Source organism: Streptomyces sp. NRRL F-5755 (assembly GCF_001279365.1).
Classification (GTDB): domain Bacteria; phylum Actinomycetota; class Actinomycetes; order Streptomycetales; family Streptomycetaceae; genus Streptomyces; species Streptomyces rimosus.
The window spans coordinates 23,354-31,264 of sequence record NZ_LGCW01000012.1 but is presented as its reverse complement, the minus strand read 5'-3'; the positions used below and the strand labels follow the sequence as shown (position 1 = coordinate 31,264).

At 72.2% G+C, this 7,911-nt stretch carries 7 protein-coding genes; 3 read left to right on the top strand and 4 right to left on the bottom strand.

Annotation, left to right across the window (positions count from 1 at the left end; genetic code table 11):
* Window positions 1-101 precede the first annotated feature (101 nt).
* The 4 genes from ADK86_RS02740 to ADK86_RS02725 form a co-directional block, all read right to left on the bottom strand.
* On the bottom strand, window positions 102-602 hold the full coding sequence (locus ADK86_RS02740; RefSeq protein WP_053695082.1) for a hypothetical protein: 501 nt from the start codon (window positions 600-602) through the stop codon (window positions 102-104).
* A 67-nt stretch (window positions 603-669) separates the two neighbouring features.
* Window positions 670-1,290, bottom strand: a complete 621-nt coding sequence (locus ADK86_RS02735; protein WP_053695081.1) for a class F sortase — start codon at window positions 1,288-1,290, stop codon at window positions 670-672.
* A 118-nt stretch (window positions 1,291-1,408) separates the two neighbouring features.
* Window positions 1,409-2,140 carry a hypothetical protein gene (locus tag ADK86_RS02730; protein WP_053695080.1) on the bottom strand — a complete coding sequence of 244 codons (732 nt, stop codon included), beginning with the start codon at window positions 2,138-2,140 and terminating at the stop codon, window positions 1,409-1,411.
* A gap of 269 nt (window positions 2,141-2,409) precedes the next feature.
* The gene (locus ADK86_RS02725) at window positions 2,410-3,648 is read right to left on the bottom strand and encodes a cytochrome P450 (protein WP_199834338.1); all 1,239 of its coding nucleotides are present in this window, start codon (window positions 3,646-3,648) and stop codon (window positions 2,410-2,412) included.
* 784 nt (window positions 3,649-4,432) lie between these two features.
* On the opposite strand from ADK86_RS02725, the gene ADK86_RS02720 reads away from it, so the two are divergent.
* The 3 genes from ADK86_RS02720 to ADK86_RS02710 are packed head-to-tail and all read left to right on the top strand — an operon-like array spanning window position 4,433 to window position 7,905.
* The gene (locus ADK86_RS02720) at window positions 4,433-5,896 is read left to right on the top strand and encodes an FtsW/RodA/SpoVE family cell cycle protein (protein WP_053695079.1); all 1,464 of its coding nucleotides are present in this window, start codon (window positions 4,433-4,435) and stop codon (window positions 5,894-5,896) included.
* Entirely contained in the window at window positions 5,893-7,347 is a 1,455-nt protein-coding gene (locus tag ADK86_RS02715) for a penicillin-binding transpeptidase domain-containing protein (protein WP_053695078.1), read from the top strand. Before ADK86_RS02720 ends, ADK86_RS02715 begins: the two co-directional genes overlap by 4 nt.
* 54 nt (window positions 7,348-7,401) lie before the next feature.
* Window positions 7,402-7,905, top strand: coding sequence for an HD domain-containing protein (locus tag ADK86_RS02710; protein ID WP_234345663.1), 504 nt, complete (start codon window positions 7,402-7,404; stop codon window positions 7,903-7,905).
* The last annotated feature ends 6 nt before the right edge of the window (window positions 7,906-7,911 follow it).

Here is a 7,911-nt window from a genome sequence, read left to right as displayed (position 1 = left end):
CATGCTCACCGCACTGCGCGACCTGGTCGCCTCGGTGGAACTGCGCGGAGACACCCGCCGCAACTACTCCAACCTGCTCAGCGGCATCACCAGCCTGCCGGTCACCCTGCGGGCGGAGTAGCGGGGCGGACCCGGCGGATCTCCTCGCGGTGCAGCGTCATGCCGCGCAGGTCCGCGTCCCACGCGTACACCGAACGGTTCTCGTAGCCGGGCAGTTCGGCGGGCTCGCGCACGATGACCTCCCGGCCCGCCACCTCGACGGACAGCGGGCGCACATGGGTGGACAGGATGCGTACGGCGACGCCGTGGTCGAGGGTGTACGCGCGCAGCCCCAGCGACGCGTCCGCCGCCGAGCCGCCGTCCGGCCGGTCCTCGAAGCCGACGATCATCTCGTCCTTGCCGTTGCCGGTCAGATCGTGGAAGCGGGGCTCGCGCAGCGGGCAGCCCGGCGCGCCGATCCGGGCGCACGCCGTGATCCGGCGGGCGGTGTCCGCGTACATGCCGTCGCCGCCCGTCACCACCCCCGGGTGCGCGGCGACCTCCGCCTGGACGACGGCCAGCGCGGAGAGCGCCCGGATGTCACCGCCGGGCACCGCGGGCATGTGCGGCACCCGGTCGGGGGCCGGCGGGGCGGCCCGGACCGGGGTGCCGACGGGGGCGCGCCGCGGGTCACTTCACCAGGTCCGCGTAGAAGACGATGTTGTCCGAGCGGTGGCCGTCGACGATCGGGCCGCCGCAGGTGAGCAGGCGCAGTTCGGGGCGGTCGGTGTCCCCGTACACCTTCTCCGTCGGAAAGTCCTTCTTGTCGACCTGCTGGACCTCGCGGATCTTGAAGGTGGCGGTGGAGCCGTCGGCGCGGCCGACCTTGATGACGTCACCGGCCTTCATCTTCTTGACGTTCTTCATCAGGGCCGGGCCCCGGGCCGTGTCGTAGTGCGCGACGAGGACGGCCGGGCCCTTCTCGCCCGGGGTGACCCCCTTGGTGAACCAGCCCGCCTTGTCCGCCTTGTCCACCGGGGGCACGTCGAGTTCGCCGTCGCCGGTGAGGCCGAGCGGGAGGACCGGGCCGCTGTCCACCCCGGCCGACGGGATCTGTACGCGGGTGGGCTCGGACCGTTTCATCGGCGCGGCGGCCTGTCCGGCCGGGCGGACGGCGGCGTTGTCCATGCGTACGTCCGGGCCGGGATCGCCGCCGCAGGCGGTCAGGACGCCGCTGACGGCGAGCCCGAGGGCGCTCAGTGCGGCGGTGCGTCCGATGCGGCCGGGGCGGGACGTGGTGGACGTGGTCACGGTGGCTCCTGGTGCGTACGGAGAGAAGGTACAGGAGGGCGGCGTGCGCAGGGCAGCCGGCCGGAACGGGCCGCTCCGGTGCGGGCGGAGCGGCCCGGGTCCGGACCGGTCGCGGAGCTCAGGCGTCCTCGCGGGCCTTGCGGCGGTGCAGCAGCGCGAAGCCCAGGCCCGCGGCGGCCGCGGCGGCGCCGCCTCCGGCGAGCAGCATCGCCGGGGTGTCCGGCGTCTCGCCGACGCCCTCGGCACCGGCCTTGACGCCGCCCTTCGGCGTGACCTTGGTCTGCTGACCGCCGCCCTGCCGCTGGTTCTTCTGCTCGCCCGGGTGGGTGTTCTTCTTCTCGTCCTTCTTGTCGCCACCCTCGGCCCACGAGGTCAGGGTGCCGTCGGACCGCAGGACGAAGTGCACGCCGCCGTACGTGCCGGAAGCGACTTCCTGATTCTTGGTCTCCAGCGTCTTGATCAGCTTTCCGGCGCGGATGTGGACATCGGCCTGGAAATGGTTCGGGCCGTCCAGCTTGTAGATCTTGGCGGTGTATCCGCGGGCCAGAGTCTGGGTGCGGACAAGCTTGCGCCCGGTCTTCCGCTGGTCGTCCTTCTTCTGCTCCTTCTTCTGCTCCTCCTTCAGCCGCTCGCCTTCTTCGCCCTTCTGCACGGGCCCCGGGGTGCCGGAGTTCTGCGAAGGCTTTTCCGTCGGCGTGCGGGAAGCGCCGCCGTCGGCCCCGGGGCTCACCGCGGTGGTCGGCTGCGGGGTGTCGGCGAAGGCGGCAGCGGCGGGCAGCAGCAGCGCGGAGCCGGCGACGGCCGCGACGGCGGTGCTGCGGACGAGATGGCGGCGGCGGGTGAGAGTCATCAGGAGTTCCTTTGCGGTTTTCCGGACCGAAGATCGCCGTCCGGCGGTGCGCCGACGACACCGATGAAGTTAGGCAGCCCGCATCACGGCAATTCGCCGGATTTGTAACAGCCGGCCGAAGATGAGGACACGGGAAGGCAACTCCCGCGCTTTCCGGGACTTCGGTCCCGCCGGAATTCCCCGCTCCTCGTCCTTACGGCGGAAAAGCGGCGACCGGGCACTCGGCCTTTCGGCCGGGTACCCGGTCGTCGACGAAATTCTGTGCCGCGTCAGCCGCCGAGGTGCACCGGCAGCGACTCGATTCCGTACACGATCGACAGCTTGCGGAATTCCAGCGCGTCCGGCTCCACCGCGAGCCGCATGTTCGGGAACCGCCGCACCAGCGCGGGGTAGGCGGCGCGCAGCTCCATACGGGCCAGCTCGGCGCCGACGCAGCGGTGTATGCCGTAGCCGAAGGCCAGGTGCGAGGGAACGTTGCGGGACGGGTCGAAGCGCTCCATGTCGGGGCCGAGCTTGCCGTCCCGGTCGGCGCCGCTGAGCGAGCACAGCACCACGTCGCCCTTGGCGATCGGCACACCGGCGATCTCCATGTCCTCGCGCGCGAAGCGGGGGAAGGCGACCTGGACGACGGTGAGGTAGCGCAGCAGTTCCTCGACGTAGCGCTCGGCCGCCTCGTCGCCGTCCTTGAGGGCGGCGAAGTGCTCGGGGCCCTGGAGGAGGACCAGGGCGCCCAGCGCCAGCATGCTCGCGGTGGTCTCGAAGCCGCCGGTCAGCACGCCGTCGGCCAGCCCCGCCAGCTCCTCGTCGCTGACCGAGTCGCCGTGCTCCTTGACGATCATGCCGAGCAGGCCGTCGCCCGGGTTCTGCCGCTGCTTCTTGACCACCTCACGGAAATAGGCGAGCGATTCCGATATGGCGCCGAAGGACGCGTTGGCGCCGCTGAAGAGGTCGAAGCGCGCGGCGCTCAGCCGCTCGAAGTCCGCGCGGTCCTCGTACGGCACACCGAGCAGTTCGCAAATGACCAGGGACGGAATCGGCAGCGCAAAGGTTTCCACGATGTCGACCGGCTCGCCGGAGCTGCCGGCCTTCTCCATGGCGTCCAGCCGCTCCTCCACGATCTCGTGGATACGGGGCGTGAGCCGCCCGAGCCGGCGCATGGTGAATTCGGGGGTCAGCAGACGGCGCAGCCGGGTGTGCACCGGCGGGTCGGCGAATCCGAGGCCGCCGGGGTTCTGGTCGGTGCTGGCGCCGGCCTGGCCGATGAGGTTGGTGAAGTCCGAGCTGAAGGCGTTGGCCTTGCCCAGTACCGCCTTGACCTCGTCGTACCCGGTGACGAGCCACACATTGGCGGCGATCGGCACCGGCAGCTTGGAGATGGGCTCCTGCTCGCGCACCGTCGCCAGCTCGCCCACCGGGTCCAGCCCCTGACGCCGCAACGGCATCAACACAGAATCGGGCAAGAAAGACATCCGAGACAGGTCGAAGCCCTTCTTCCGCGTTCTGGCCATATACAGGCGGCCGGCCCAGGCGATGATCCGGGAACGGAGAGTCGTCATGACGCTAATACTGCCTTTCGTCGAGGGGGACGGTCACCCGCCCTCGGCGGCCCCCCGTATGGACTGCCGAACGTTGGGACATCCGCTCGGCGTTCGCGGATGTGACGTGCGCCATGGACCGGTCGACCGCATGCAGCGTGACGAGCTCAGCCTTGTACATATGTGTGCGCGTGGTCTGAGGTCGAGTTTACAAACTGCCATTGCGCGCAATCACGGAACAACCCCTGTTCGCCCCCTAGGGGAGCCCCGGAGAAGGCCGCGGCGGCCCGGCACCCGGGGCGAACTGGCCCCGGCCTTGGGCCAGTAGGCCGTTGCCACCGGGCGCAGCGCCGGGGTTGTGCGCGTAGCGGGCTCCATGAGCGAAAGCCAACCGTATGCGGGGTATGCGGCCCGCCCGTTCCGTCACGGGCGAACGGGGCAACCCGTACGCCGCTCCCCGCGTCCACCCGCCCCGGGCCGCCGACGGGTGGGCCCACCGGGGAGCGCCCCACTCCGCACGCCCCGGGAAATCGTGCCCGCCCGGCCCGTGACTCCGTGCCCGTGCGGCCCGTCGGCAGGGCGCGACCCGCGTCCCGCTCTCCGGGAAACCGTGCCCGCACGACCCTCCCCCGTACAGGGACCGCCGCCTCCCCGCCCCCGGCCGTCTCACCCCACCCGCGACATCCACCTCGCACCACACGCCCCGCCCGTCCCGACATAAAGGACATATATCCCGGCGCTTGCTACGTTGCCCGACATGACCGCAACCACGGCGGACGCTCCCCCACCGGGCCTGAGACTGCCCAGACGCCGGGGCACCGAGTTGCTCCTGCTCGTCGGTGCCGTCCTCATCAGCGTCTACGGGTACATCGACGTCGGGCTCGCCCGGCAGAACGCGGTGCCGGGCGACACGGTGAGCTACGGCGCGGGCCTCGGCGCCCTGGCCCTCCTCGGCCACCTTGCCGTCCGGTTCCGGGCGCCGTACGCCGATCCCCTGCTGCTGCCCATCGCCGTGCTGCTCAACGGGCTCGGGCTGGTGCTGATCTTCCGGCTGGACCTGGAGACGCCCCGCAACCCGGCGGCGCCCACCCAGCTGGTCTGGTCGGCGCTCGGCGTCGGCCTGTTCGCCGCCGTCGTCCTGCTGCTGCGCGACCACCGCGTCCTGCAGCGGTACGCGTACGTATCGGTGGCCGCCGGTCTCGCCCTGATGATCGTCCCGATCTTCTTCCCCGCGGTGAACGGGGCGAAGATCTGGATCCGGGTGGCGGGTTTTTCCTTCCAGCCCGGCGAGTTCGCCAAGATCCTGCTCACCGTCTTCTTCGCCGCCTACCTGGCGGCCAACCGCAACGCCCTCGCCCATACCGGCAGGCGGATGTGGCGCTACCAGTTCCCCACCGGCCGGGTGCTCGGCCCGATCCTGACGATCTGGCTGATCAGCGTCGGCGTCCTGGTCCTCGAACGCGACCTGGGCACCTCACTGCTCTTCTTCGGCGTCTTCGTCGTCCTGCTGTACGTGGCCACCGGCCGCACCGGCTGGATCGCCATGGGCCTGCTGCTCGCCGCCGCCGGCGCCGCCGCCGTGGGCTCCCTCGAACCGCATGTGCACAGCCGGGTCTCGGACTGGCTGCACCCCTTCGCGAGCATCGACGCGGGCCGCGGCGCCGGCCAGCTCGCCCAGTCGCTGTTCGCCTTCGCCGCGGGCGGCATGCTCGGCACCGGCCTGGGCGAGGGCCACTCCGCGCTCATCGGCTTCGCCATGAAATCGGACTTCATCCTGGCCACCTTCGGCGAGGAACTGGGCCTGGTCGGCCTGACCGTCCTCTTCCTGCTGTACGCGCTGCTGGTCGCGCGCGGCTACCGGGCGGGCCTGGCGCTGCGCGACCCGTTCGGCCGCCTGCTGGCCGTGGGCCTCGCCTCCCTCCTCGCGATCCAGGTCTTCGTGATCGCGGGCGGGGTGATGGGGCTGATCCCGCTGACCGGCATGGCGATGCCGTTCCTCGCCCAGGGCGGCTCGTCCGTCGTCACCAACTGGGTCATCATCGCGCTGCTCATCCGCATCAGCGACAGCGCCCGCCGCCCGGCCCCGGCCGCCGCCGAGACCGGCGTCATCGCGGCGGACCCCCCCGGCCGGGCCGGGGCCTCGGCCGGGCCGTACGGGGAGGAGGACACCCCGTACCGGTACGGATACGGGGTCGGCGGCGGAAAGGAGCGGGACCGGTGAACCGTTACATCCGCCGGGCCAGCGTCTTCGGCCTCGTGCTGCTCGTCGCGCTGCTCCTGAACGCCGCCCGCGTCCAGGTCTTCGAGGCCGACGCCTACGACGCGAACCCCGCCAACCGGCGCACCGCGCTCACCCGTTACAGCCAGCCGCGCGGGAACATCCTGGTCGACGGCAGGCCGGTCACCGGCTCCCGGGACAGCGGCGGACGGCTGCGCTACGAGCGCACGTACACCGAGGGGCCGCTGTACGCCGCGGTCACCGGCTACGCCTCCCAGACCTACGGCACCTCGCTGCTGGAGCACGCCGAGGACCGCGTACTGTCCGGCACCGACCCCCGGCTCGCCCCGTTCCCGCTGTGGACGGACATCACCCGCGAGCAGCAGCCCGGCGGTGAGGTGCGCACCACGATCGACGCCGCGGCGCAGCGGGCCGCGTTCGAGGGGCTGGGGAGCAAGAAGGGCGCGGTGGCCGCCGTCGAGCCGCGCACCGGCAAGATCCTCGCGCTGGCCAGCACGCCGTCGTACGACCCGAACGAGCTGGCCGGCACCGGGCGGCCGGTCACCGCGGCCTGGGACCGGCTCAACCGCGGCGGCGAGCAGCCGATGCTCAACCGGGCGCTGAAGCAGACGTATCCGCCGGGCTCGACCTTCAAGGTCGTCACGGCCGCGGCGGCGCTGGACCACCGCAAGGTCACGGACCTCGACGCGAGGACCGGCATCCCGAGCCCGTACACCCTCCCGGGGACCTCCACCAAGCTCACCAACGAGGCGGGCGGCTGCGCGAACGCGTCCCTGCGCCACGCCTTCGAGATGTCCTGCAACACCGTCTTCGCCGGCCTGGGCGTGGACGTGGGCCTGGACGGCATGGCCGGGACGGCGGAGAACTTCGGCTTCAACGACGCGGGCCTGAAGATCCCCTCCACCGCCGCCCGCAGCAACTTCGACACCGACATGAACGACGCGCAGCTGGCGCTCTCGGCCATCGGCCAGTACGACACCACCGCCACCCCGCTCCAGATGGCGATGGTCGCCGCCGCGGTGGCCGACGACGGCGACGTCCGGGCCCCCTACCTGGTGGACAAGGTGACCGGCGCGGACGGCGAAACCGTCTCCGCCACCCGGCAGCGGACCCTGCACCGGGCCATGGAACGGGACACCGCGCGCCGGCTCCAGGAGCTGATGACGGGCGTGGTCACCCGGGGCACCGGCGGCAACGCGGCGATCGACGGCGCCACCGTCGGCGGCAAGACCGGCACCGCGCAGCACGGGGTGCACAACGAGGGCACGCCGTACGCCTGGTTCATCTCCTGGGCGAAGCGGGACGGCGCGAAGGATCCGGCGGTGGCCGTGGCGGTGGTCGTCGAGGACGCCGCGGCCAACCGGGCGGACATCAGCGGCGGCGGCAGCGCGGCCCCCATCGCCCGCGCGGTGATGCAGGCCGCGCTACGGTGACGTGAGGGGAGAACCGGGACGCGGGGCGGTACCCGCGAGGGGGCAGGGATACGCATGGCACGTACGCACCGCAAGGAACGCGGCCGGCAGTCCGCCGGCCAGGACCGGGGCCCGGCCGCCGTACTGCCGCTCTCCGAGGTCGAGGCACTGGCCCGCCGCGCGCACGAAGGACAGACGGACAAGGCGGGCCGCCCGTACGCGGAACACCTGGCCGCGGTCGCCGAGGGCGTCCGGGCGCGCGGCGGCAGCGACGAACAGATCGCCGCCGCCTGGCTGCACGACGCCATCGAGGACGACGCGCTGCCGCCCGCATGGCTGGACGGCGCCGCGCTCACACCGCGCACCAAGGCGATGGTCCGCGCGGTGACCAAGCGCCGGGGCGAGCCGGTCGAGGCGTACACGGCCCGCATCCTGGCGACGCCCGGCGCACTGCTGATCAAGCAGGCGGACCTGGCGCACAACGCAGACCCGGCGCGGCTTGCGGTGCTGGACGCGGCGACGCGGGAGCGGCTGACCGTGAAGTACGCCAAGGTGCGGGCGCTGCTGGGGCTGGCGTAGGCCCTG

What these genes read in the sequence shown, in the direction of transcription:
- ADK86_RS02740 (WP_053695082.1), bottom strand. Translation starts at nt 602, where the DNA reads ATGCCCGCGGTGCCCGGCGGTGACATCCGGGCGCTCTCCGCGCTGGCC.
- ADK86_RS02730 (WP_053695080.1), bottom strand. Translation starts at nt 2,140, where the DNA reads ATGACTCTCACCCGCCGCCGCCATCTCGTCCGCAGCACCGCCGTCGCG.
- ADK86_RS02725 (WP_199834338.1), bottom strand. Translation starts at nt 3,648, where the DNA reads ATGGCCAGAACGCGGAAGAAGGGCTTCGACCTGTCTCGGATGTCTTTC.
- ADK86_RS02720 (WP_053695079.1), top strand. Translation starts at nt 4,433, where the DNA reads ATGACCGCAACCACGGCGGACGCTCCCCCACCGGGCCTGAGACTGCCC.
- ADK86_RS02710 (WP_234345663.1), top strand. Translation starts at nt 7,402, where the DNA reads ATGGCACGTACGCACCGCAAGGAACGCGGCCGGCAGTCCGCCGGCCAG.